This window comes from Paraburkholderia phymatum STM815, from assembly GCF_000020045.1.
Lineage (GTDB): Bacteria > Pseudomonadota > Gammaproteobacteria > Burkholderiales > Burkholderiaceae > Paraburkholderia > Paraburkholderia phymatum.
This window is the reverse complement of sequence record NC_010622.1, coordinates 631460-657342: the sequence shown is the minus strand read 5'-3', so window position 1 is coordinate 657342 and position 25883 is coordinate 631460. Positions and strand designations below refer to the sequence as shown.

At 62.7% G+C, this 25883-nt stretch carries 20 protein-coding genes and 1 pseudogene; 14 read left to right on the top strand and 7 right to left on the bottom strand.

Annotated elements, in window-relative coordinates:
• Window positions 1-180 precede the first annotated feature (180 nt).
• The 3 genes from BPHY_RS02900 to purN form a co-directional block, all read right to left on the bottom strand.
• Window positions 181-1536 (bottom strand): mechanosensitive ion channel family protein, encoded by a 1356-nt coding sequence (locus tag BPHY_RS02900; protein ID WP_012399992.1) that lies wholly within the window; start codon window positions 1534-1536, stop codon window positions 181-183.
• A gap of 86 nt (window positions 1537-1622) precedes the next feature.
• Window positions 1623-2882 (bottom strand): RsmB/NOP family class I SAM-dependent RNA methyltransferase, encoded by a 1260-nt coding sequence (locus BPHY_RS02895; RefSeq protein ID WP_012399991.1) that lies wholly within the window; start codon window positions 2880-2882, stop codon window positions 1623-1625.
• Entirely contained in the window at window positions 2879-3544 is a 666-nt protein-coding gene (purN, locus tag BPHY_RS02890) for a phosphoribosylglycinamide formyltransferase (protein WP_012399990.1), read from the bottom strand. The genes BPHY_RS02895 and purN overlap by 4 nt, the downstream gene beginning before the upstream one ends.
• A gap of 118 nt (window positions 3545-3662) precedes the next feature.
• Between purN and BPHY_RS02885 the strand changes: the two genes are divergently transcribed.
• The 6 genes from BPHY_RS02885 (at window position 3663) to dut (ending at window position 11130) form a co-directional block, all read left to right on the top strand.
• The gene (locus BPHY_RS02885) at window positions 3663-4655 is read left to right on the top strand and encodes a bifunctional riboflavin kinase/FAD synthetase (protein WP_012399989.1); all 993 of its coding nucleotides are present in this window, start codon (window positions 3663-3665) and stop codon (window positions 4653-4655) included.
• 187 nt (window positions 4656-4842) lie between these two features.
• Entirely contained in the window at window positions 4843-7680 is a 2838-nt protein-coding gene (gene ileS, locus BPHY_RS02880) for an isoleucine--tRNA ligase (RefSeq protein WP_012399988.1), read from the top strand.
• The gene (lspA, locus tag BPHY_RS02875; RefSeq protein ID WP_012399987.1) at window positions 7680-8180 is read left to right on the top strand and encodes a signal peptidase II; all 501 of its coding nucleotides are present in this window, start codon (window positions 7680-7682) and stop codon (window positions 8178-8180) included. Before ileS ends, lspA begins: the two co-directional genes overlap by 1 nt.
• A 149-nt stretch (window positions 8181-8329) precedes the next feature.
• A complete protein-coding gene (gene coaBC / locus BPHY_RS02870; protein WP_012399986.1) occupies window positions 8330-9541 on the top strand; it encodes a bifunctional phosphopantothenoylcysteine decarboxylase/phosphopantothenate--cysteine ligase CoaBC in 1212 nt (403 codons plus the stop codon).
• 73 nt (window positions 9542-9614) lie between these two features.
• A complete protein-coding gene (locus tag BPHY_RS02865) occupies window positions 9615-10619 on the top strand; it encodes an LLM class flavin-dependent oxidoreductase (RefSeq protein ID WP_012399985.1) in 1005 nt (334 codons plus the stop codon).
• Between the two features lie 64 nt (window positions 10620-10683).
• Window positions 10684-11130, top strand: a complete 447-nt coding sequence (dut, locus tag BPHY_RS02860) for a dUTP diphosphatase (RefSeq protein ID WP_012399984.1) — start codon at window positions 10684-10686, stop codon at window positions 11128-11130.
• Window positions 11131-11231: 101 nt separating this feature from the next.
• On the opposite strand, the gene clpA is transcribed toward dut, so the two are convergent.
• Both clpA and clpS read right to left on the bottom strand, forming a co-directional pair.
• Window positions 11232-13532, bottom strand: coding sequence for an ATP-dependent Clp protease ATP-binding subunit ClpA (gene clpA / locus BPHY_RS02855; RefSeq protein ID WP_012399983.1), 2301 nt, complete (start codon window positions 13530-13532; stop codon window positions 11232-11234).
• Window positions 13529-13843, bottom strand: a complete 315-nt coding sequence (gene clpS, locus BPHY_RS02850; protein ID WP_012399982.1) for an ATP-dependent Clp protease adapter ClpS — start codon at window positions 13841-13843, stop codon at window positions 13529-13531. The genes clpA and clpS overlap by 4 nt, the downstream gene beginning before the upstream one ends.
• 532 nt (window positions 13844-14375) lie before the next feature.
• Here clpS and cspD point away from each other — a divergent pair.
• Window positions 14376-14582 carry a cold shock domain-containing protein CspD gene (cspD, locus tag BPHY_RS02845; protein WP_007586257.1) on the top strand — a complete coding sequence of 69 codons (207 nt, stop codon included), beginning with the start codon at window positions 14376-14378 and terminating at the stop codon, window positions 14580-14582.
• 93 nt (window positions 14583-14675) lie between these two features.
• Here the strand turns inward: cspD and BPHY_RS02840 are convergent.
• Window positions 14676-15812: pseudogene (locus BPHY_RS02840) on the bottom strand (multicopper oxidase domain-containing protein).
• 558 nt (window positions 15813-16370) lie between these two features.
• Complete coding sequence (icd, locus tag BPHY_RS02835; protein WP_012399981.1) at window positions 16371-17627, bottom strand: NADP-dependent isocitrate dehydrogenase; 1257 nt, start codon at window positions 17625-17627, stop codon at window positions 16371-16373.
• Between the two features lie 331 nt (window positions 17628-17958).
• Here icd and BPHY_RS02830 point away from each other — a divergent pair, with 331 nt between their 5' ends.
• The 7 genes from BPHY_RS02830 (at window position 17959) to BPHY_RS02800 (ending at window position 25883) form a co-directional block, all read left to right on the top strand.
• A complete protein-coding gene (locus BPHY_RS02830; RefSeq protein WP_012399980.1) occupies window positions 17959-18528 on the top strand; it encodes a pseudouridine synthase in 570 nt (189 codons plus the stop codon).
• 433 nt (window positions 18529-18961) lie between these two features.
• Complete coding sequence (locus BPHY_RS02825; RefSeq protein ID WP_028370957.1) at window positions 18962-19156, top strand: hypothetical protein; 195 nt, start codon at window positions 18962-18964, stop codon at window positions 19154-19156.
• Between the two features lie 144 nt (window positions 19157-19300).
• Complete coding sequence (locus BPHY_RS02820) at window positions 19301-19816, top strand: DUF192 domain-containing protein (protein ID WP_012399978.1); 516 nt, start codon at window positions 19301-19303, stop codon at window positions 19814-19816.
• A gap of 267 nt (window positions 19817-20083) precedes the next feature.
• On the top strand, window positions 20084-22189 hold the full coding sequence (gene fusA / locus BPHY_RS02815; protein ID WP_012399977.1) for an elongation factor G: 2106 nt from the start codon (window positions 20084-20086) through the stop codon (window positions 22187-22189).
• A 216-nt stretch (window positions 22190-22405) separates the two neighbouring features.
• Entirely contained in the window at window positions 22406-22891 is a 486-nt protein-coding gene (locus BPHY_RS02810) for a cupin domain-containing protein (protein ID WP_012399976.1), read from the top strand.
• 28 nt (window positions 22892-22919) lie between these two features.
• The gene (locus BPHY_RS02805) at window positions 22920-23939 is read left to right on the top strand and encodes a HoxN/HupN/NixA family nickel/cobalt transporter (RefSeq protein ID WP_012399975.1); all 1020 of its coding nucleotides are present in this window, start codon (window positions 22920-22922) and stop codon (window positions 23937-23939) included.
• 258 nt (window positions 23940-24197) lie between these two features.
• Entirely contained in the window at window positions 24198-25883 is a 1686-nt protein-coding gene (locus BPHY_RS02800) for an ABC transporter substrate-binding protein (protein WP_012399974.1), read from the top strand.

Genomic DNA, 25883 nt, shown 5'->3' with positions numbered 1-25883 from the left:
ATTCGCGCAAGGATACAACGGCGGATGTCAAGGAAGTGAAAGCAATTGAAGATTTTGGACGTTATTCTACTCGAACGGTTCCAAGTGTTTGTAACAAAAAAGGAAACTGTTGTGCTGCATCAACCGGGCACACGCCCCATCGAGGTCGAAGCAGGCGTTTTTTGCCCGCCAAGCCGCGATTCACGCGGCGCTGCCCGGGTCGTTGGCAGTCTGTCCGGTCACGCTTACCGCCTGCGGCATGATGTCGCTCCCGCCCGCAACAATTCGCACTTCTCGTTGAGCATAGGGAATCGCGATGCCGTTTTCGCTGAAGAGCCGCCAGATGTTGCGGTTCACATTCGAGCGCACACCGGACGTACCCGTGGCCGCGTCTTCGATCCAGTAACCGAGTTCGAGATTGATGCCGTCGGGGCCGAAGCCCGCCAGATAAGGCGTGGGCGCGGGTTCCTGCAGCACGCGCGCGACGCCCGCTGTGGCCTCGACCAGCAGCGCCATCGCCTGTTCGACGTCCGTCGAATAGGCGATCTGGACCGTCGCCTTCGCGTTGCCGCGCGTCAGATACGACGACTGGTTCTGCACGACGTCGGTAATCAGCTTTTCGTTTGGAATCAGCGTTTCGATCCCGTCCAGACCGCGCACGACGGTATAACGCGTGCGGATCTGCGTGACCATGCCCTGCAGGCCGCTCACGTTGATCGTGTCGCCGATGCGCAGCGACCGGTCGATCAGGATGATGAAGCCCGACACGTAGTTGCTCGCGATCTTCTGCAAGCCGAAACCGAGGCCCACGCCGAGCGCCCCGCCGAACACGCCGAGCACCGTGATGTCGATACCGACCAGCGACAGGCTGATCAGCACGGCCCCAAGTATCAGCAGCGCGCGACCGACGCGCGACAGCACCACTTTCAGGTTCGCGTCGAGCGAGCCCGAGCGCATCAGCCGGTCTTCCAGGGCCGCGCCGAGCCACATCGCGACGATCATCGTCACGCACACCCACAGCAAGCCCGACAGCAGCGACAGCAGCGTCACATGCGTGTTGGCGATGCGGAACTGCACGCTCGCCATCCATTTGAGCACGTCGTTCTGGATGCCCATCACGGTCAGCACCATGCCGATCCACACGATCAGCGACACGACCTTTTCGACCAGCGAAAGCCACGTGTGCGCGCTGCCATCCCGCCCGAACACACGCCGCGCGAGATAGAACACGATGTAGATGAGCCCGATGCCAAACAGCGGCACCAGCGCCAGATCGAGCAGCGACGTGTGAATGAACTGGCCGGCGATCGCCCGCGCGATCCACACCAGCACGCCGCCGAGCAGCGGAAATAGCGCGCGATTGAGCGCTTCGGCGCCGAAGCGCAGCGCGCCGTAGCGGGTCTCGCGCTGCGCATCGAGCGCGTGCCGTGCGAGATGCGCAAGCAGCCAGGCGAGCGCCAGCGTGCCGAGCAGCACGCCCACCTGCCAGAGAATCACGGGCTGGCCGAAGTCGCGCACGACGTCGCCCAGCATGTGGAAGAAAAGATGGTTTTGCATGATATTTCCAGCAGCCGGCGCGCCGCGCCGCTTACGCGGCGTGCGCCGGCCGGACCGCGCGAAGTCCGGCCATTGGCGGGATACCTCTAGCCGCGGCGCTCCAGCACGGCCGCGAAGAAGCCGTCCGTCGAATGACGGTGCGGCCACAGCGACAGAAAGTCGCCCATTTCCAGATCGATGCGCTGCTCGGCGAGCACGTCACGCGCGGGCACGAGTTCGAAATCGGAGTGAGCGGCGAGAAACTGCTGCACGACCCCTTCGTTTTCCGCGTCGAGAATGCTGCAGGTCGCATACACGAGCCGTCCGCCCTTCTTCACGAGACGCGCGGCGCTCGTCAGGATCGACAGCTGCTTGGGCGTCAGCTCGGCGATCGATTCCGGCGACTGGCGCCATTTCAGATCCGGATTGCGGCGCAGCGTGCCGAGGCCGCTGCAGGGCGCGTCGACCAACACACGGTCGATCTTGCCCGCGAGCCGCTTGATCTTCGCGTCGTGCTCGCTGTCGATCAGCACGGGATTCACATTCGACAGGCCGCTGCGCGCGAGGCGCGGCTTGAGCTTGGCGAGGCGCCGCTCGGAAATGTCGAATGCGTACAGGCGACCCGTCGAACGCATCATCGCGCCGAGCGCCAGCGTCTTGCCGCCCGCGCCCGCGCAAAAGTCAACGATCATCTCGCCGCGCTTGGGCGCGACCAGCGAACACAGCAGCTGGCTGCCTTCGTCCTGCACTTCGAGCCAGCCGCTCTGAAACGCGTCGAGCTTCGTAAGAGGCGGCTTGCCGACCACCCGGATACCGAGCGGCGCGTAAGGCGTCGCAGCCGCTTCGATCGCCGCCTTCGACAGCACGCCCAGCACGTCGTCGCGGCTCGCCTTGATCGGGTTCGCGCGCAGATCGAGCGGCGCCGGGTAGTTCAGCGCGGCGGCGAGATGCGCGAGTTCCTCGGCTTCGAAGCGGTTGCTGAGCGCCTGATAGATCCAGTCGGGCAGATTCATGCGGATTCGCAGCGGCAGGCTCTGCGGATCGATCTTCGCGACATGCTCCAGCCAAACGTTTTCTGCTTCCGACACGAACGGCTTCAGCGCCGTACGGCCCGCCGTCTGCATCAGTCCAAGCAGCGCAAGGCGCCGGTTCGGACTACCAGCGCCGCTTTCCGCCAGATGCGCAAATTCCATCCGGCGACGGAGCACCGCGAACACCGCTTCCGCGATCACGCCGCGCTCGCCGTGGCCGAGCTTCGGATGCGCGCGGAAGAAGCGGCTGGTCGCGGCATCGGCGGGACCGGTGAACTTTAGGACGTCCGCGAGCAAAGTCTCGGTTTGTCCGATCAAAAATCCATGCAGTCTCATGCGCCCTCCCCGGCGTTGTACTTGCTTGTTGTATCAAGGAAAAGCCACTGAGGCTCAGGCGGCGTCACGGTGACGCGCAGACCGTCGACGGCGAGACGCCCTTCGACGAACCAGCGCACGGCGCGCGGGTAAATGACATGTTCGGTTTCGAGGACGCGCGCGGCGAGCGTCGCGGCGTCGTCGCCGGCGAGCACGGGCACGGCCGATTGCAGCACGAGAGGTCCGTGATCGAGCGTCGGCGTGACGAAATGCACGGACGCGCCGTGCAGACGCACGCCCGCGTCGAGCGCTGCCTGGTGCGTCTTGAGGCCCGGAAAGCTCGGCAGCAGCGACGGATGCACGTTGATCATGCGCCCCATGTAGCGGTTGACGAAAGCGTCGGTCAGCACGCGCATGAAGCCGGCGAGCACCACGAGATCGGGAGCAAAGCCGTCGATCTCGCGCGCGAGCGCGGCGTCGAAGCTTTCGCGGTCAGGAAACTGGCGGTGGTCGACGACCGCCGTCGCAATGCCTTGCGAAGCCGCAAACGCAAGCCCGGCGGCGTCGGGACGGTTGGCAATCACGGCGGCGACCCGCGCCGGCCAGCCTTCGCTCGCGCACGCGCGCACGATGGCTTCCATGTTGCTGCCCCGTCCGGAAATCAGAATGACGAGATTTTTCATCCGCGGATTTTATCATTCGGCCATGCCCAATCCGCGCTGCGGCGCCGTCTGGAGCCCCGTGCGTTTATAATCGATTGTTTTGCGGCATCCGGCCCGCTCAAATCCTTCGCCCGCTATCGTGAGAGTCTTCCGCGGTCTTCCCAATGCCGAGAGCCGTGCGCCCTGCGCGCTGACCATCGGCAACTTCGACGGTGTCCACCGCGGGCATCAGGCGTTGCTCGCCCGTGTCCGCGCGGCCGCTGACGCGCGCAGCCTGCCCGTCTGCGTGATGACCTTCGAGCCGCACCCGCGCGAGTTCTTCAATCCTGCCGGCGCGCCGCCGCGCATCGCCATGTTGCGCGACAAGCTCGAAGCGTTGCGGATGAACGGCGTCGACCGCGTGGTCGTCGAGCATTTCAATCACACGTTCGCGAGCCAGTCGCCGGATGCATTCGTCGAGCGGATCATTGTGAACGGCCTGCACGCGCGCTGGGTGATGATCGGCGACGACTTCCGTTACGGCGCAAAGCGCGCGGGCGATTTCAATTCGCTGAAGACGGCGGGCGCCGAATACGGTTTCGAAGTCGAGCAGATGGCGACGGTCGCCGATCCGTCCGGCGCGCGCATTTCCAGTTCGGGCGTGCGCACGTCGCTGATCGCTGGCGATCTGGACTCGGCACGCGCGGCGCTCGGCCGCGATTATCTGATCAGCGGCCACGTCGTGCATGGCCTGAAGCTCGGCCGCGATCTCGGTTTTCCCACGCTGAATCTGCCCATTGCGCACAAGCGCCCCGCGCTGTCAGGCATTTTCATCGTGCAGGTGCACGGTATCGACGACAAACCGCTGCCGGGCGTCGCGAGCCTCGGCTTGCGTCCCACTGTCGACGATTCCGGCCGCGTGCTGCTCGAAGTGCATCTGCTCGACTGGCACGGCGACGCGTACGGCAAGCTGGTGCGCGTCGAGTTTCTCAAGAAGCTGCGCGACGAGGAAAAGTTCGTCGATCTCGAGACGCTGACTGCTGCGATCGCACGCGACGTCGAGAATGCCCGCGCCTGGTTCGAAGCCGTCGGCGACGCACCGGGCAGCCGTTGCACCGGTTTTGCCACGTCGGCCACCGACCGAATTAGATGACCGCCGCGGTACGTGCCTACGCTTCGGCGCAGCACGCACCGTCCGCCGCGCATCGACGGGCGCCGCATGCAGCTTCTGCAATGGCCTCGCACCGTGCGCGACGGGCGCATCACCGGACGCCTCGCCCGGCGCCACTCAGGCCTTCGCGCATGCCGCGCCCCAACATCGTATTCACCGTCACTTCACCATGAGCAACAAGAAAGCCGATTCGAAACCGCAGGCCCGATATCCCGTCAACCTGCTGGACACGCCCTTCCCGATGCGTGGCGACCTGCCCAGGCGCGAGCCGCAATGGGTCAAGGACTGGCAGGAACGCAAGATCTACGAAAAGATCCGCGCAGCCTCAAAGGGCCGCAAGAAGTTCATCCTGCACGACGGCCCGCCGTATGCGAATGGCGACATCCACCTCGGCCACGCGGTGAACAAGATCCTGAAGGACATGATCGTCAAGGCGCGCAACCTGGCGGGCTTCGACGCCGTCTACGTGCCGGGCTGGGACTGCCACGGCATGCCGATCGAAATCCAGATCGAAAAGCAGTTCGGCAAGTCGCTGCCCGCCGCCGAAGTGATGCAGAAGGCGCGCGCCTATGCGACCGAGCAGATCGAGAAGCAGAAGGCCGGCTTCCGCCGTCTGGGCGTGCTCGGCGACTGGGACAATCCGTACAAGACGATGAACTTCGCGAACGAAGCCGGCGAAATTCGCGCGCTCGCGAAAATCATGGAAAAAGGCTACGTGTTCCGCGGCCTGAAGCCGGTGAACTGGTGTTTCGACTGTGGCTCGGCGCTGGCGGAAGCGGAAGTCGAATACAAGGACAAGACCGATCCGACCATCGACGTGATGTTCACGTTCGCCGACCCGGAAAAGACGGCGCACGCGTTCGGCCTCGCCGCGCTGCCGCGCAACGAAGGCGGCATCGTGATCTGGACGACTACCCCGTGGACCATCCCCGCCAACCAGGCGCTCAACCTGCATCCGGAAATCGTCTATGCGCTCGTCGATACGCCACGCGGCCTGCTGATTCTCGCCGAAGAGCGTGTCGAGGCTTGCCTGAAGTCGTACGGCATCGCAGGCACGGTCATCGCGACGGCGCCCGGCGCGAAGCTCGCGAACCTGCGCTTCAACCATCCCCTCGCGTCCGCCCATCCGTCATACAAGCGCACGTCGCCCGTTTATCTCGGCGACTACGTCACGACGGAAACGGGTACGGGCATCGTGCACTCGTCGCCCGCGTACGGCGTTGAAGACTTCATCTCGTGCAAGACGCACGGCATGGCCGACTCGGACATCCTCAGCCCGGTGATGGGCGACGGCCGCTACATCGAATCGCTCGCGCTGTTCGGCGGCCTGTCCATCTGGGACGCGAACCCGAAGATCGTCGAGGCGCTCGACGAAGCGGGCACGCTGCTGCGCACCGAAAAATATCTGCACAGCTACATGCACTGCTGGCGCCACAAGACGCCGATCATCTATCGCGCCACCTCGCAGTGGTTCGCCGGCATGGACATCAAGCCGAACGACAGCGACAAGACGCTGCGCGAGACGGCGCTCGAAGGCATCGAGGCGACCGCGTTCTATCCGTCGTGGGGCAAGCAGCGCCTGTTCGCGATGATCGCGAACCGTCCCGACTGGACGCTGTCGCGCCAGCGTCAATGGGGCGTGCCGATGGCGTTCTTCGTGCACAAGGAAACGGGCGAACTGCATCCGCGCACGCTGGAACTGCTTGAAGAAGTCGCAAAACGCGTCGAAGTGTCGGGCATCGAGGCATGGCAAACGCTCGATCCGCGGGAGCTGATCGGCGACGACGCGAACATGTACGAGAAGAACCGCGACACGCTCGACGTGTGGTTCGATTCGGGCACGACGCACTGGCACGTTCTGCGCGGCTCGCACAAGGACGAGCTGCAGTTTCCGGCCGATCTGTACCTCGAAGGCTCGGACCAGCATCGCGGCTGGTTCCACTCGTCGCTGCTGACAGCGTCGATGCTCGACGGCCGTCCGCCGTACAACGCGCTGCTCACACACGGCTTCACCGTCGACGGCGAAGGTCGCAAGATGTCGAAGTCGCTCGGCAACGGCATCGATCCGCATGAGGTGTCGAACCGTCTGGGCGCGGAAATCATCCGTCTATGGATCGCATCGACCGACTACTCGGGCGAGCTGGCCATCTCGGAAGAAATTCTCAAGCGCGTGACGGAAAGCTATCGGCGCATCCGCAACACGCTGCGCTTCCTGCTCGCGAACCTGTCGGACTTTGACATCGGGAAGCATGCGCGGCCCGTCGGCGAGTGGCTGGAAATCGACCGCTATGCCGTCGCGCTAACCGCGAATCTGCAAGCGGACATCCTGTCGCACTATGACCGCTACGAATTCCACCCGGTCGTCGCGAAGCTGCAGACGTTCTGCTCGGAAGACCTGGGCGGCTTCTATCTCGACGTGCTGAAGGACCGTCTGTACACGACAGCGGCCGATTCGAAAGCGCGCCGCTCTGCCCAGACCGCGCTGTATCACATCGCGCACGGCCTGCTGCGTCTGATGGCGCCGTTCCTGTCGTTCACGGCGGAAGAAGCGTGGAAGGTGTTCCAGCCGCAAAGCGAAACCATCTACACCGAGACATACCACGCTTATCCGGACGTACCGGAAGCATCGACGCTGCTCGACAAGTGGACGCTGTTGCGCGCGGTGCGCAGCGACGTGACGAAGGCGCTGGAAGAAGCGCGCGTCGCGAACCAGATCGGTTCGTCGCTGCAGGCGGAGGTCGAAATCCGCGCAGCGGGCGCGCGTCACGATGCTCTCGCGAGCCTGGGCGCCGACCTCAAGTTCGTGCTGATCACGTCGGGCGCAACGGTCGTGAAGGTGGACTCCGTCGACGAAGAAGGCGTCGATGTGATCACGTCGAAGTATCTGAAGTGCGAACGCTGCTGGCACTATCGCAAGGACGTGGGCGAAAGCGCCGAGCATCCGACGCTCTGCGGCCGCTGCATCAGCAATCTGTTCGGCAACGGCGAAACGAGGAGCGCGGCATAATGTCCAGGACGCTGTCGAAACCAGCGGGCGGCTCGCTCGCGCCGTGGCTGGGCGTCGCGGTCATCGTCATCCTGTTCGACCAGTTGACGAAGATCGCGGTGGCGAAGGTGTTCGCGTATGGCTCGTCGCACGCTATCGCGCCTTTCTTCAACCTCGTGCTCGTCTACAACCGCGGCGCCGCGTTCAGCTTCCTCGCGATGGCGGGTGGCTGGCAGCGCTGGGCGTTTACGGCGCTGGGCGTCGCGGCGGCTGTTCTGATCTGCTATCTGCTCAAGCGCCACGGCACGCAAAAGATGTTCTGCACTGCGCTCGCGCTGATCATGGGCGGCGCGATCGGCAATGTGATCGACCGCCTGCTGTACGGCCATGTGATCGACTTCCTTGATTTCCACGTCGGCGCATGGCACTGGCCGGCGTTCAATCTCGCGGACAGCGCGATCACCATCGGTGCTGCGCTGCTGGTGTTCGACGAACTGCGGCGAGTGCGCGGCGCGCGCTGACATCACAACTCACGCGGCGCATTGGGGGCCGCACTTGCTGCGCGGGCAACAGCAGCGACAGCCGCACCGCTCGCGCCCTGGCAGTGTTGCAGCAGAAGCCGGCGCGCTTCATCGATGCGCCGGCCATCACGTCTCGTCGGAGGCATCAGTTGGCCACAGAACTCGCCGGAAAACACATCGTGCTCGGCATGACGGGCGGCATCGCCTGCTACAAGATCGCCGAACTCACGCGGCTGCTCGTCAAGGCAGGGGCGACCGTCCAGGTCGCGATGACGGAGGCAGCGACGCAGTTCATCACACCCGTCACGATGCAGGCGCTCTCCGGCCGCCCGGTCTACACGAGCCAATGGGACGCGCGCATCGCGAACAACATGCCGCACATCGATCTGTCGCGCGAAGCCGACGCCATCGTCATCGCTCCCGCCTCGACCGATTTCCTCGCCAGGCTCGCGCACGGCCTGTGTGACGATCTGCTGTCCGCGCTCTGCATCGCGCGCGACTGTCCGCTGCTCGTCGTGCCGGCGATGAACCGCCAGATGTGGATGAACCCGGCGACCCAGCGCAACGTCGCGCAACTGCGCGCAGACGGAATCGAACTGCTCGGTCCCGATTCAGGCGCGCAGGCGTGCGGCGAAGTCGGCGACGGGCGCATGCTCGAACCGGAAGCCGTCTACGAAGCGATCGCGGCATTCTTCACGCCAAAAACGCTGACGGGCCGCCGCGTGCTGCTAACGGCAGGCCCCACCTTCGAACCGCTCGACCCCGTCCGCGGCATCACGAACCGTTCGAGCGGCAAGATGGGCTTCGCGCTCGCACGCGCCGCGCAGCAGGCGGGCGCCAATGTGCATCTCGTCGCCGGCCCGGTCGGCCTCGAAACACCGTGGGGCGTCTACCGGGAAGACGTGCAGACGGCGCAGCAGATGCACGACGCCGTGATGCGAGCGGTGCCCGGCTACGACATCTTCATTGGTGTCGCCGCTGTCGCAGACTGGCGCGTCGACCATGTCGCCGAACACAAGATCAAGAAGACGGCCGACCGCGCGATTCCGTCGTTTTCGTTCGTCGAGAACCCGGACATTCTGGCTGCCGTCGCGAAGCTGCCGCACCCGCCGTTCTGCGTCGGCTTCGCGGCGGAAAGCGGCGACCTCGACGTGCACGGCGAGGAGAAACGCAAACGCAAGAACGTGCCCCTTCTGATCGGCAATCTGGGCCCGCAAACCTTCGGGCTGGACCACAACGAGGTCGTGCTGTTCGAAGCCGCCGGCACGACGCGGCTGCCGCGCGCGGACAAGCAGACGCTCGCGCGCGCGCTCATCGCCGAAATCGCCAAGCGCCTGCCGGATGCGAGCGTGACAGGCTGAGTGCGCGGCGCTCACCTTCATCGTGGACGATCACGCTCGAATGGTTTTCATCAGCTAACGCTCTGGTGCTGTCATGACCCTGCTCTCCGTGCTCGACCAGACGCCCGTAATCGACGGGCATACGGTGACCGACGCTATTGCCGCGACGGTCGAACTTGCGCAACTCGCCGATGACCTCGGCTATACGCGCTATTGGTGCGCCGAACATCACGGGCTGTACGGCGTGTCGAACCCTTGCCCGGAAGTGATGCTCGCGCGCCTCGGCAGTGTCACGCGACGCATCCGCATCGGTTCGGGCGGCATCATGCTGCCGTACTACAGTCCATTCAAGATTGCCGAGCAGTTCATGATGCTCGAGGCGCTATTTCCGAACCGCGTCGATCTGGGCGTCGGACGCGCGCCGGGCGGCGACATGCGCACGGCGCAGGCGGTCGCAGCCGGCGCCTACAATCGCGGCGAACTATTCCCGCAACAAGTGACCGATCTGGTCGCGCTGATGGACGGCACGCTGCCGTCCGATCACCTCGCGCACGGCGTGCTGCTTCAGCCTCAGATCGACACGCGTCCGCAGCTGTGGGTGCTCGGTTCCAGCGATTTCGGCGGCATGCTGGCCGCGCAATTGGGCATACGCTTTTCATTCGCGCACTTCATCAATGCGCATTTCGGGCACGCCGTCGCACACGCGTATCGCGAGCGTTTCAAGCCCGGACACGAACCGAAGCCGTATCTCGCGGCGGCCGTGTTCGTGATCTGCGCGGATACGGAGCAGGAAGCCGCCGACCTCGAAAAAGCCGTCGATCTACGCCGCGTGCAGATGGCGTATGGACTGAACGCGCCGATTCCGTCCGTCGCGCAAGGGCTCGCGCAGGAGTACGGCGAGCGCGAGCAGCTGATCATCGACCGGGAAAAGCCGCGCAGCATCATCGGCACGCCGGAATCTGTGACGGAGCGGCTGCATGCGTTGCAGGAACAGTTCGTCGCGGACGAGCTGATCGTGCTGACCGTGGCGGGCAGTTATCGCGCGCGTTTGCGTTCCTATGAATTGCTGGCCGGGGCGTTCGATCTCGGCAAGTCATGAATCGATCACGGCGCTCCGTTGCAATGACAGGCGCCGCCATTTCTTCAACCTCTCACCGAACTGCATGAAACTCGACATCAAGATTCTCGACCCGCGCATGCGTGAACAACTTCCCGCGTATGCCACGACGGGCAGCGCGGGCCTCGACCTGCGCGCGTGCCTCGACGCGCCGCTGACGCTGGAACCCGGTCAAACGGTTCTGGTGCCGACCGGCCTCGCAATCCACCTTGCCGATCCCGGCTATGCGGCGCTGATCCTGCCGCGCTCGGGCATGGGCCACAAGCACGGCATCGTGCTGGGCAACCTCGTCGGTTTGATCGACTCGGACTACCAGGGCCAGCTGATGATCTCGACGTGGAACCGCGGCACGACCACGTTCACGCTGAATCCGATGGAACGGCTCGCGCAGCTGGTGATCGTCCCCGTCGTGCAGGCGACGTTCAATATCGTCGACGAGTTCGACACCAGCGAGCGCGGCGAAGGCGGCTTCGGCAGCACCGGCAAACATTGAAGGCGTCGCCCGGTTCTTGCGGGCGTTTTACGGATGGCAAAGCAAAACGGCGTGGGTTGTGACACCCACGCCGTTCGTTCGTGCTTCGGACAGTTCGACGTCTAGTCGACTTCCACCGCTTCCGGGTTCGGATTGCGCGGTGGCGCCGAGTTCTCGTCGAACGTCAGCTGGACCTTGTCGTCTGCATCGACGTCGACCGTCACGCGGCCGCCGTTCATCAGCTTGCCGAACAGCAGCTCGTCGGCCAGTGCGCGGCGGATCGTGTCCTGGATCAGACGCTGCATCGGACGTGCACCCATCAGCGGATCGAAGCCGTGCTTCGCGAGATGTTTGCGCAGCGCGTCGGTGAAGAGCGCGTCGACCTTCTTCTCGTGCAGTTGATCCTCGAGCTGCATCAGGAACTTGTCCACCACGCGCATGATGATTTCCTCATCGAGCGAGCGGAAGCTGATCGTTGCATCGAGACGGTTGCGGAACTCGGGCGTGAACATGCGCTTGATGTCGGCCATTTCGTCGCCCGTTTCGCGGCGGGTTGTGAAACCGATCGTCGACTTTTGCATCGACTCAGCGCCCGCATTCGTCGTCATGATAATGATGACGTTGCGGAAGTCCGCCTTGCGACCGTTGTTGTCCGTCAGCGTGCCGTGGTCCATGACCTGCAGCAGCACGTTGTAAATGTCCGGATGGGCCTTCTCGATTTCGTCGAGCAGCAGTACGCAATGCGGCTTTTTCGTCACGGCTTCCGTCAGCAGACCGCCCTGATCGAAACCGACATATCCCGGCGGCGCGCCGATCAAACGGCTCACCGCGTGACGCTCCATGTACTCCGACATGTCGAAGCGGATCAACTCGATGCCGAGCGTGAATGCCAGCTGGCGCGCCACTTCCGTCTTGCCGACGCCCGTCGGGCCGGAGAACAGGAACGCGCCGATCGGTTTGTCCGTCTTGCCGAGGCCCGCACGCGCCATCTTGATCGATGCCGACAGCGCGTCGATGGCGGGATCCTGGCCGAACACGACCGCCTTCAGATCGCGGTCGAGCGTCTGCAGCTTGCTGCGGTCGTCCTGCGATACGCTTTGCGCCGGCACGCGCGCGATCTTCGAGATGATTTCCTCAATCTCGCTCTTGCCGATCGTCTTCTTCTGCTTCGACTTCGGCAGGATGCGCTGCGCCGCGCCCGCTTCGTCGATCACGTCGATGGCCTTGTCGGGCAAGTGGCGATCCGTGATGAAGCGCGCCGACAGTTCAGCCGCCGCCGACAGCGCACCGGACGAATACTTCACGCCGTGGTGCTCTTCGAAACGCGACTTCAGGCCACGCAGAATGGCCACCGTCTGCTCGACGGTCGGCTCGGTCACGTCGATCTTCTGGAAACGACGCGACAACGCCGCGTCTTTTTCGAAGATGCCGCGAAACTCCGTGAATGTAGTCGCGCCGATGCACTTGAGGGTGCCCGACGACAGGGCCGGCTTCAGCAGGTTAGACGCGTCCAGCGTGCCGCCCGACGCGGCGCCCGCGCCGATCAGCGTATGAATTTCGTCGATGAACAGAATCGCGTTCGGACGTTCCTTGAGTTCCTTCAGGACCGTCTTCAGGCGTTGTTCGAAATCGCCGCGGTACTTGGTGCCCGCGAGAAGCGCACCCATGTCGAGCGAATAGACCTGCGCATCCACAAGAATGTCGGGCACTTCGCCGCGCGTGATACGCCATGCGAGACCTTCCGCGATCGCCGTCTTGCCGACGCCGGCCTCGCCGACCAGCAGCGGATTGTTCTTGCGGCGGCGGCACAGCACCTGAACGACGCGCTCGACTTCCGCTTCGCGTCCGATCAACGGATCGATGCGGCCGTCCTTCGCCATCTGGTTCAGGTTCTGCGTAAATTGTGCAAGCGGTGTTTCCTTTTGCGCAGCGGCTTCGTCCGATTCCGCATTCGCATCCGTCGACTTCGCAGCTTCCGAGCTGTTCGTCTTGGCGATGCCGTGCGAAATAAAATTGACGACGTCGAGACGCGTCACGCCCTGCTGTTGCAGGTAGTACACCGCGTGAGAATCTTTCTCGCCGAAGATCGCCACCAGCACGTTAGCGCCCGTCACTTCCTTCTTGCCGTTCGACGTGGACTGGACGTGCATGATCGCGCGCTGGATCACACGCTGGAAACCCAGCGTAGGCTGCGTATCGACGTCGTCAGTGCCCGGAACGGTCGGCGTATTGTCGTGAATGAAGTTGCGCAGGTTCTGACGCAGGTCTTCAATGTTGGCCGCGCATGCGCGCAGCACTTCGGCCGCCGTCGGGTTGTCCAACAGCGCCAGCAAAAGATGTTCGACCGTGATGAACTCATGCCGCGCCTGGCGCGCTTCCATGAACGCCATGTGCAGGCTGACTTCCAGTTCCTGGGCAATCATGCTTCCTCCATCACGCACTGCAGCGGATGCCCTGCCTGCCGCGCGTGGGTAACGACTTGCTCGACTTTGGTCGACGCGATGTCCCGCGTGTAGACCCCACAAACTCCCCTGCCTTCGCGATGGACCTTCAACATGATCTGTGTTGCGGTCTCTCGATCTTTATTGAAATACTCTTGCACGATCATCACGACGAATTCCATCGGCGTGAAATCGTCGTTCAACAACACCACCTTGAACATGGCCGGCGGTTTCAGCTTTTGTTCCTGCCGCTCCAGTACGGTGTTGTCCTGCTTGTCCGGGATAATCGCCATACACCCATTCTAAACAACTCGGACAGGCCCGCAATCCTGTCAAAACCCGACCGGCTGGCCGGACATCGGTTCCCTCCGGCCCTGTGAAGTGGCCTCTTACGGGTGCGCTCCGCGCCGGGCCGCGTGCGGTTGGCGGCCCTCCGGTCAATCTGTGTTGCAGCATGATGACTGCAGTCGGATCGAGTATCGCACAACCCGGGCCAGCAGGCTGGCGACGCGCCATCGGCCTCAAACCGCTGCACTGCATGTGAGTCGATTATGCGACTTTTCAAGACGCGCCGCTTGCGCCACCGCACATAAGGAAAGCGGGAGAAACCCTGGAAATTGGTTCTTTACAACGAAGAAATGAGCGTCTCAAAATTTTCTTGACACTCGAATAAAGAGACTCAACAATCAAGCTGGCACTTTTTTCAATAAGCGGTCTATACGAAAAAATGCCGTTGGTGAGCTTGTGAGGAGGGGCGACTGCATCCCGTGGTCGTTGAGCTTTTCGAGGGCTCGTGGCAGCTTTTGAGTTACAGGGGAAGTTGGTATGGCAACTGGTACGGTCAAGTGGTTCAACGACGCGAAAGGTTTCGGATTCATTACGCCCGACGAAGGCGGTGAGGATCTGTTTGCACACTTTTCGGCTATCCAGATGAACGGTTTCAAGACCCTCAAGGAAGGCCAGAAGGTTAGCTTCGAGGTCGTTCAAGGCCCGAAGGGCAAACAGGCATCGAACATTCAGTCCGCAGCCTGATACGTTCGGTCCGCAGCCTTGAAAACCCGGCTTCATGCCGGGTTTTTTCGTTTCTGGCGTTGGCAATGCCTCTAACGATAACTACGGCAACAATCAGACAACCTTGAGGGTTGCCATCATGCCGGGATCCTCGTGTTCCAGTATGTGGCAATGGAACATCCGCTCGCCCGCGTCGCGCTGCACCGTTGCGATGCGCACCGTCTCGCCCGGCATCACATTGACGGTATCCCGCCATGCGAGATACGGCCGCAACGCCGCCCCGCTCCCGCCCGATCACCTGAAATTGCGTGCCGTGGAGAAGGAACGGATGATCCATGTCGGAGCGGTTCTCGATCGACCAGACCTCCACTTCACCGCGCCGGCGCGTCAACGCGATGCGCGATGGGTCGAAACTCGCGCCGTTGACCTCGAACTGGATGCCGGGCGGCAGCGCCGACATCGTCGCGCCGGAACGGTGCATGGTCGTCATGTCCATTGTTTCGGAGAAAACGACGGATTTACGCGGCGCTTTGTCCGCTGCGTTGTCAGTGGTTGACAGCAGCGGTGCGATCGGCCGCAACGTCGGCGGCACGGCGCGGCTCGCGGACGACGAGGTTGGCGCAAAGCGCACGTCCGCGAGGGGCTTTGCCGGATCGGCGGGCAGGCTCTTGCGTTCGGTCATGGCCATCTTGCGACGGTCATTCGCGGCAGCGGTGAGGACAGCGGTGGTGGCCTTTGCACCGCCGCGCACGATGATCTCTGCCCGCTCGCCCGGCGCAAGCAGCAGCTCCGTCAGCCCTTCGCGCGGCTTGTCGAGCAGGCCGCGACGAAGCGGATCTCCACGGTGTCGCCTTCGCGTACGTCGATGAGCGGGCCGACGATCGGCCCTTGCGCGGCCTCGCCGTACACCCACAGCGCAGTCGAACGATCGGGCAGCAGTTGGCGGCGCGCGGGTTGCGCGACGAGCGTCGCGCGGAATACGCCCGGCTCGCGGCTCTCGTTCGGCAGCTTGCGCAATGCGGCAAGCGGCGCGCCGGCGGGCATCGCCGTTTCGGGCGCGAGCTTCGGAGCGGACTGCGCGGCACGCTTGGCCGCAGCATGCATCAACGACATGCCGGGCATGCCTTCCATATCTTTCATACCGGACATGTCGTGCATGCCGTGCATCGAATGCCGCGCGAACACATTGCGTGTGAAGAACGACGCGACAGCGGCGCTCAACGTACGGATGAGAAATTCCCTGCGAATCATGGGTCGACCCCTTGTCGATGCGGCGCGGCGAGCCTGTTGCGCCCGGCGTGCATGTCACGTGTGACGGCGCGAGCGTGAAAACGCTTCACGCGCTGGGTCTCTGCCGATGGCTGGCAGGTCCGATGACGCTATCGGCCTGGACACGCCCATGCTCGACGGCAGTGCACTGCAATGCGCGCCGCACAGCATCATGCAACCAGGCGGATGCATCCTTGGCAAGGCGAAGGCAAGTCGCTCTCGTTTGTCGGCCTGACGCCATGCGCGACCTATGCGGGAGTCGATACATGCATGTTCATTCCGCGCGGCGCAACGTCATGACGATACTCGCACGCCTGCCCCTGCATGCCGGGCACTGCGAGCGCAACACGATGAGAATGCGCCACGCCGAATTCATGGCTGTCTGTCGAAGCGAACGGATGGCAAATGCAACACGAGAAAGATCGTTCGATGATAACAGCCAGGCTGCTGCATCGATGACGGGAAGCTCAAAAATGAAACCCCGACAGGTTCGCACTCGCCGGGGGTTTCGTCACGATACAAGGACCTCGAAACGCGCGCTCACATATTCTCGATCATCACCTGCCCGAAGCCCGAGCACGACACCTGTGTTGCGCCTTCCATCAGACGTGCGAAGTCGTACGTGACGCGCTTCGACAGGATCGACTTTTCCATCGAGGCCAGAATCCTATCGGCTGCATCCGTCCAGCCGAGGTGCCGCAGCATCATTTCCGCCGAGAGGATCTCCGAACCCGGATTCACATAATCCTTGCCTGCGTACTTCGGTGCGGTACCGTGCGTTGCTTCGAACATCGCAACGGAGTCCGACATGTTCGCGCCCGGCGCGATGCCGATGCCGCCGACCTGCGCAGCGAGTGCGTCGGATATGTAGTCGCCGTTCAGGTTCAGCGTCGCGATCACATCGTATTCGGCGGGACGCAACAGGATCTGCTGCAGGAACGCATCGGCGATCACGTCCTTCACGACGACGTCGTTGCCCGTCTTCGGATTCTTCACCTTCATCCACGGACCGCCGTCGATCAGCTCCGCGTTGAACTCCTTCTGCGCGAGTGCATAACCGTAGTCACGGAACGCGCCTTCCGTGTACTTCATGATGTTGCCCTTGTGCACAAGCGTGACCGTGCGTCGATCGTTGTCGAGCGCGTACTGAATCGCCTTGCGCACCAGACGCTCCGTGCCTTCGCGCGACACCGGCTTCACGCCGATACCCGACGAGTCCGGAAAGCGGATCTTCTTCACGCCCATTTCGTCGCGCAGGAACTGGATGACCTTCTTCGCTTCAGGTGAACCCGCCGGCCATTCAATGCCGGCGTAGATGTCTTCCGAGTTCTCACGGAAGATCACCATGTTGACCTTCTCCGGCTCGCGCAGCGGCGACGGCACGCCCTTGAAATACTGCACGGGACGCAGGCACACGTAAAGGTCCAGCTCCTGGCGCAGCGTGACGTTCAGCGAGCGGATGCCGCCGCCGACTGGCGTCGTGAGCGGCCCCTTGATCGACACGATGTATTCCTTCACGACTTCCAGCGTCTCATCCGGCAACCACACGTCGGGACCGTACACCCGGGTCGCCTTCTCGCCCGCGAAGATTTCCATCCAGTGGATTTTCTTCTTGCCGCCGTATGCCTTCTCAACGGCTGCATCGACAACCTTGATCATCACAGGCGTGATGTCGACACCCGTACCGTCACCTTCGATGTAAGGAATGATCGGCTGATCGGAAACGTTGAGCGAGAAATCCGCGTTGACAGTGATCTTGTCACCGTCAGCGGGAACCGTGATGTGCTGATACGCCATGATCGGACTCCAGTGATAGCTGTACCGTGAGAACAGGTTGGAAATGCGAAACCGGGGCGCTTCTCTTGCGCGCGACGCAGCGCCACGCCGATGCAAATGCTGATGCCAGATACCGATGCGACAAGCGGCCAGGCGGGTATTTTAGCCCACGTCGGCACCAGGCCGCGCTCAGGACGTGCACGTACACGTACACGAACTCGATCACGGTACAGTACCGTACGCAAGCGTGCTTTATGTCCTATGTCTTATATAAGAGAGGATCGGATCGACAGGGTTATGCTTTAAGATCTCCCCTTCGCTATCGACGGTTCGCTCTTCGGTCTCTCAACGCATGACTCTGCTCGCACTCAACAAGCCCTTCGGCACGATCTGCCAGTTTTCGCCGCACGAAACGCGCGCGTCGCTGGCCGACTGGGTGAAGGTGCCCGGCGTCTATCCTGCGGGCCGACTCGACTCGGATAGCGAAGGTCTGCTGCTGCTCACCGACGATGGCACGCTGCAGGCGCGCATCGCGGAACCCCGGCACAAGCTGGTGAAACGGTATTGGGCACAAGTCGAAGGCGCACCCACGGAACAGCATCTGGAGGCGCTCGCGCGTGGCGTCGATCTCGGCGATTACGTCACGCGTCCCTGTCGCGCCGGGTTCGTCGAACCGGGGCAAGCGCTATGGGATCGCACGCCGCCCATTCGATATCGCGCGGCGATTCCCACGACATGGATCGAACTGTCGATCACCGAAGGCAAGAACCGCCAGGTGCGCCGCATGACGGCGGCCGTCGGCTTTCCGACGCTGCGTCTCGTGCGTGTCGGCGTTGGCGCGCTCGATATTTTTTCCCTTGGGCTGCAGCCGGGCGAGAGCATCGGACTATCACCACGCGCGCCGTGGGATGGCGTCACGTAGCCGCTCGCGCTCATGCAGAATGGCCGCGATACATCGCTAAGCCGTTGTATCGGCATGCGTTTCTGCTTCGATCGCAGCATTTGAAAATGCGGTGAACGAAGTATAAAAGCGCCACACCAGCGCCGCCACGCGGCGCTCGATCGCGTACTCTGCGACGCGTAATCACGCTCGAAAAAATTCCTGAAGATTTTCGTCAACCGCGTCGCAAGTTCATGCGTTAGTCCACGCAGATGCCGCCGAAGCTGTCCGGCATTCAGCCTCAAGAGCCTTTGCACCGCTCCAAAGACGCGTACGAAGGTGTCTGAACGCTCGCAGCCGCAAAGAAAATTTTCTTCAATGCGGATGTCAACCGAAAGGTGGATGGCACGTTTAACGACATGACTCAATCTAACCGGGTCATTTGGTTATTTATCTAAAGCTGAGGATTCGCAAAATGAACAAACTGATCGCCGCTCTGGTCGCTGGTCTCTTCGCAACGGCAGCATTCGCACAAGCTTCGGCACCGGAAGCAGCTTCGGCAGCTCCGGCAGCAGCAGCTTCGTCGCACAAGGCAACGAAGAAGGTTTCGCACAAGAAGTCGCACAAGAAGGCAGCTCCGGCAGCAGCAGCTTCGGCAGCGTCGGAATAAGTTTGTTGCGATAACGCAGTCAAGAACTAGCTGGTTTGCCGTTCTTACGGCGTTGAAAGGCAGATGGCCGCAAGGCTCTCTGCCTTTTTGTTTTTGACGCGCTCGCGTAACATTCGCGGTTCATATTCAGCAAGGAGCTACGTCGTGCGATTTTCATTGCGCTCGTTGATCGCGCGCCTCGCGATTGCCGTTGCATTGCCTGTTGCCGCACTCTCGGCTGTGTCGTTTGCGGCGATGTCCGCACAAGATGCATACGCACAGCAGATGCCGCAGGGCGCGAAACAGCCCGGCGATTTCCCGCGCGCAAAACTCACGGCAGGCATGTTCGTGATCGACGCCGCCGTTGCCGCCAGCGATGCGGATCGCGAGCAGGGCCTGATGTATCGCACGCAACTCGCACCGAACGAAGGCATGCTCTTCGTGTTCGGCGAGAACGCCGTGCATTGCTTCTGGATGAAGAACACGTTGATTCCGCTGTCGATCGCATTCATGCGCGCGGACGGCACGATCACCGACATCGACGAAATGCAGGCGGAAACCACCAACAACCATTGCCCGAAAAACAATGGCGTCTACGCGCTCGAAATGAGCAAGGGCTGGTTCACGTCGAAAGGCATCAAGCCCGGCATGAAGATTCAGGGACTGCCCGCGCCGCAATAAGCCGGGGCGCCTTGCGGCCACCGCCGCCACGGGGCTGGAACACGAGCCGGCGCAGCCGCAAGGCGCGCCGGCTTTTTCGCGTCCGCTGCACCGCAATGCCCGGCAGGCGCCGCGCCGGGCCGCTTTCTGGCAGGACGCCTGCAAAAGCGGGGCCGACACGCTATTCTTATAGTCTCACCAGCAGCACCGAGATCGTCCGGACCGCGCAGCAGGTAACCGCGGCAGGCCCGGCGCCATTCACCGGCGCGCCAACACATGGAGGTTCACGTGCCCCGCAAGACTCCTATCGAGCGATACCGGAACATCGGTATCAGCGCTCACATCGATGCCGGCAAGACCACCACCACCGAACGCATTCTTTTCTACACCGGCGTGACTCACAAGATCGGCGAGGTTCACGACGGGGCGGCGACGATGGACTGGATGGAACAGGAGCAGGAGCGCGGCATCACGATCACGTCGGCGGCCACGACGGCCTTCTGGAAAGGCATGGCCGGCAATTATCCGGAGCATCGGATCAACATCATCGACACGCCGGGACACGTCGACTTCACGATCGAAGTTGAACGCTCGATGCGCGTGCTCGACGGCGCGTGCATGGTCTATGACTCCGTCGGCGGCGTGCAGCCGCAATCGGAAACCGTGTGGCGTCAGGCGAACAAGTACAAGGTGCCGCGCATCGCGTTCGTCAACAAGATGGACCGGGTCGGCGCGGACTTCTTCCGCGTGCAGAAGCAGATCGGCGAGCGCCTCAAAGGCGTGGCCGTGCCCATCCAGATTCCCATCGGGGCGGAAGAGCATTTCCAGGGCGTCGTCGATCTCGTGAAGATGAAGGCAATCGTGTGGGACGACGAGAGCCAGGGCATCAAGTTCACGTACGAAGAGATCCCCGACAACCTGAAGGAACTCGCGCACGAGTGGCGCGAAAAGATGGTCGAGGCCGCGGCGGAAGCGAGCGAAGAGATGCTCGAAAAATACCTGACTGACCACGAGAGCCTGACGGAAGAAGAGATCAAGACGGGCCTGCGCAAGCGCACCATCGCCAACGAGATCGTGCCGATGCTATGCGGCAGCGCGTTCAAGAACAAGGGCGTGCAGGCGATGCTCGACGCCGTGATCGACTATCTGCCCTCGCCGATCGACGTGCCCGCCATTCTGGGCCACACGGAAGACGACAAGGAAGCGGAGCGTCATCCGAGCGATGACGAGCCGTTCTCGGCGCTCGCGTTCAAGATCATGACGGACCCGTTCGTCGGCCAGCTGATCTTTTTCCGCGTGTACTCGGGCGTCGTCGAATCGGGCGACACTGTCTACAACCCAGTGAAGGAAAAGAAGGAGCGCCTCGGCCGCATTCTTCAGATGCACGCGAACGAGCGCAAGGAAATCAAGGAAGTGCGCGCGGGTGACATCGCGGCGGCAGTCGGCCTGAAGGAAGCGACGACGGGCGACACGCTGTGCGACCCGAACAACATCATCATTCTCGAGCGGATGATCTTCCCTGAGCCGGTGATCTCGCAGGCGGTCGAGCCGAAGACGAAGGCCGACCAGGAGAAGATGGGCATCGCACTGAATCGTCTTGCACAGGAAGACCCGTCTTTCCGCGTGCAGACGGACGAGGAATCCGGCCAGACGATCATCTCCGGCATGGGCGAGTTGCACCTGGAAATTCTCGTCGACCGGATGAAGCGCGAGTTCGGCGTCGAGGCGACGGTGGGCAAGCCGCAGGTCGCGTATCGCGAGACTGTGCGCACGAAGGTCGAGGATATCGAAGGCAAGTTCGTCAAGCAGTCGGGTGGCCGCGGCCAATATGGTCACGCGGTGATTACGCTCGAACCCGTTCCGGGCAAGGGCTATGAGTTCATCGACGCGATCAAGGGCGGCGTGATTCCACGCGAATTCATCCCGGCCGTCGACAAGGGCATTCAGGAAACGCTCAAGGCAGGCGTGCTGGCGGGTTATCCCGTCGTGGACGTGAAGGTGACGTTGACGTTCGGTTCGTACCACGATGTCGACTCGAACGAGAACGCGTTCCGGATGGCCGGCTCGATGGCGTTCAAGGAAGCGATGCGCAAGGCGAAGCCGGTACTGCTCGAACCGATGATGGCCGTCGAGGTAGAGACTCCTGAAGATTTCATGGGCAACGTGATGGGGGACTTGTCTGGACGACGCGGGATCGTGCAGGGTATGGAGGATATCGCCGGCGGTGGCGGCAAGCTTGTTCGCGCTGAAGTGCCGCTGTCCGAGATGTTCGGGTACTCGACCTCGCTGCGGTCTCTTACCCAAGGGCGTGCTACTTATACGATGGAGTTCAAGCAGTACGCTGAGACGCCGAACAACGTGTCAGAGGCGATTATCAACTCGAAGTCGAAGTAAGTCTTTTCGCTCGTCGCGAAGGCCCGTTCTTTTTGGACGGGCCTTTTGTTTTTGCGGTTTGCTCTGCGATGGCATCCGCGATTTGCCTTCATGCTTCATGCGTCGCCCCTGGGCGGGGCAATGCCAGCAAACCGAAACCACAACGCGGATGCCAGCACTAAGCTCCGAATTTTTGACCATGCCAGAATGGCAAAGCAAATGGCGAGGAGGCACCCCATGTCACAAGACAACGAGCAGCCCATCGACTGGCGCATCAACGGCGTGAAAGTCATCAAGGGCAATCAGCTCGACACCAATACGCCACAGACACCAGGCATGAACCGCGCCGCAGCCATCAACGCCGCCCGCGTCGGTGCACAAAAGATCTGGGCGGGAACAGTAACGATTCACCCCAACGCGAAGACGGGCGCGCACCACCACGGCGCGCTGGAAAGCGTGATCTACGTCGTGCGCGGACATGCGCGCATGCGCTGGGGCGAGCATCTGGAATTCACGGCCGAAGCCGGCCCCGGTGACTTCATCTTCGTGCCGCCCTATGTGCCGCATCAGGAAATCAACGCGAGCACCGACGATCCGCTCGAATGCGTGCTCGTGCGCAGCGACAACGAAGCCGTCGTCGTGAATCTCAACATCGATGCCGTCGAACAACCCGAGACCGTCTACTGGGTCGATCCCATACATAGACATCCGCACGACCACTGACGCCTTCACCGTCCCTCACCACGCCCACATGACGCCGAGTCTCTCCCTGCGCTCTCGCCTCGTCGCACTGTACGCCGGACTGATCGCCGCCAATCTCGCCGCCTGGGCGTGGGCGCTGATTGCGTTGCGCCACTATCCGCTGCTGCTCGGCACCGCACTGCTCGCATACGGATTCGGTCTGCGTCATGCCGTTGACGCCGATCACATCGCCGCAATCGACGCCGTCACGCGCAAGCTGATGCAGGAAGGCAAACGCCCGCTCGGTGTCGGACTCGCGTTCTCGCTCGGACACTCGACCATCGTGCTCGCCGCCACCGTCGGCATCGCGTTGACGGCGCTCTCACTGCATGGACGCTTCGAGGCATTTCATGCCGTCGGCGGAACCATCGGCACGATCGTGTCGTCCGTCTTTCTGCTCGTGCTCGCAGGCGTGAACCTCGTTATCCTGCGCGACGTATGGCGGCGCTACCGGCACGTGCAACAAGGCGGACAACTGACGCACGACGACGCCGCGCGCAGCGCGCCCGGCGGCCTGCTATCGCGAGCGCTCAAGCCGCTCTTCAAGCTCGTGACCAATAGCTGGCATATGTATCCCGTCGGCGTATTGTTCGGCCTCGGCTTCGACACCGCAACGGAAGTCGGCCTGCTCGCCATCGCCGCCGCCGAAGCAGGCAAGGGTCTGCCTCTCTATTCGATCCTCGTGTTTCCCGCGCTCTTCACGGCAGGCATGACTCTCGTCGATTCCACCGATAACGTACTGATGGTCCACGCCTACAGCTGGGCAATGGACGACCCCAAACGCAAGCTCTATTACAACGCCAGCATCACGTTCGTGTCGGCTGTCGTCGCGATCGCGATCGGCGGCATCGAGGCACTCGATTTGCTGGCGGACAAGCTGCGGCTCAGCGGCAGCGCATGGGACGCCGTAGCGGCCGTCAACGAGCGCTTCGGGATGCTGGGCTACGGCATCGTCAGCGTGTGCATGCTGTGCTGGTTCGGCTCGATCCTGCTTCATCGCTGGCGCAGGCCCGCAGCGGCCACCCGCTGACGCACTGACAACGCACCGATGCCCGAGCGCCGTAAAAGGCGCCGCAGCACGCGCCAGGCGGACTAGCCCGCGCCGCGCCGTTGTGCGTACGACACAACTCTCGTCTTGGATTCGTCTGAAGGGAACCGTGCGCCGTAGCGAATGCTCCCAATAAGGAGGCAATCGCTTACACTGAACCCGCATCGCGATCGCAGTACCACCGCAGCGCCCGCGCCATTGCGCACGGCGTCCCAACAGAACGGATCGGACCCACCATCGATGAAGAATTCCGCGGACCCGCGTTTTGCGCCTCGCCTGGCAGGATCAGTTGACCTGGAGGCGGCGCGCGTCGGCGCCGACGCTCACGGTAACCACGCCATCGACGAGTTCCTCGCTGGCCGTCTCACGCGGCGCGAACTGCTGCGCTACGCCAGCGTGATCGGGATGTCGCTCGCGGGCGGCAGCCTGCTCGCGCCGCGCAGCGCGCGCGCCCAGGGCGCGGCGGGCGCCAACGCGACGATCCGCGTCGCGCATCTGACGCCCGCAGGCGCCGTCGATCCGATGACGGTCACCGATGCCGCCAGTCTCTGCCTGCTCAATCAGACGGGCGAATTCCTGATTGACGACGACGGCGAAAAGCAGACGCTCAAGCCCGCGCTCGCGCTGTCGTGGAAGCCGAACGACAAGGGCGACGTGTGGACGTTCAAGCTGCGCGAGAACGTGAAATTCCACGACGGTCAGACCTTCACCGCGAAGGACGTCGCGGCGACTTTCGACCGGCTCGCCGATCCCGCCGCCGGCTCCGCTGCCCTGTCGACCTTGAAGGGGGTGCTGTCGAAGGGCAACACGAAAGTCGTCGACGATCACACTGTCGCGTTCCATCTCGACGCGCCCAACGGCAACTTCCCGTACTACGTCTCGTCGGACAACTACAACGCGGTCATCCTGCCCGCGAATTACGCGGGCAACTACGAGAAGACCTTCATCGGCACGGGTCCGTTCAAGCTCGAGAAGTATCAGGCGAAAGTGGGCGCGTCGTTCGTGCGCAATCCCGACTACTGGGGCGACAAGGCCTTGCCGCAGCGCGTGCAGTTCACCTTCTATGCGGACCAGCAGGCGCAGATTCTCGCGCTGCAAGGCCATCAGGCCGACGTGATGGGCACCTTCACCGTACAGGGCGGTCAAGGTTTGATGAACAACCCGGAATTCAAGGTGATCGGCGTGAAGTCGAGCGCGCATCGGCAGATACACATGCGCGTCGACAGCCCGCAATTCAAGGACAAGCGCGTGCGCCAGGCGCTTGCGCTGTCGCTCGATCGCGAGGTCATCGTCAAGGGTCTCTTCAAGGGCCGTGCTCAGGTCGGCAACGACAGCCCGTTCGCGCCCGCGTTTCCGTCGTCCGATGCAGGCGTGGCGCAGCGCAAGATCGATGTCGCGAAGGCGAAGCAGCTGCTCGCGCAGGCGGGCGTGCCGAACGGCTTCGACGCGACGCTCACGACCGAAAAATACATGGAGATTCCCGACCTCGCCGTCGTCGTGCAGAACTATGCGAAGGCGGTTGGCATCCGCATCAACCTGAAGGTCGAAAGCCAGTCGCAATACTACGGCTCGGGCACGCCGGGCAAATCGGACTGGCTCGATTCGCCGCTCGGCATCACCGACTACGGCAGCCGTGGCGTGCCCAATGTGTTCCTGAGCGCGCCGTTGACGAGCGGCGGCACGTGGAACGCGGCACACTTCAAGAACCCGCAGTACGACAAGCTGGTTGCAGACTACGTCGCGGCGCTCGATATCGCCGGGCAGAAGAAAGTCTCCGCGCAGATCCAGACGCTGCTGCTCGACGAAACGCCCGTGATCTTCCCGTTCTTCTACGATCAGCTGATCGCCGCGCGCAAGCAGTTGAACGGCGTGCGCTTCACGGCGATCGCGCAGCTGTATTTCGATCGCGCGACGCTCGCGGGCTGA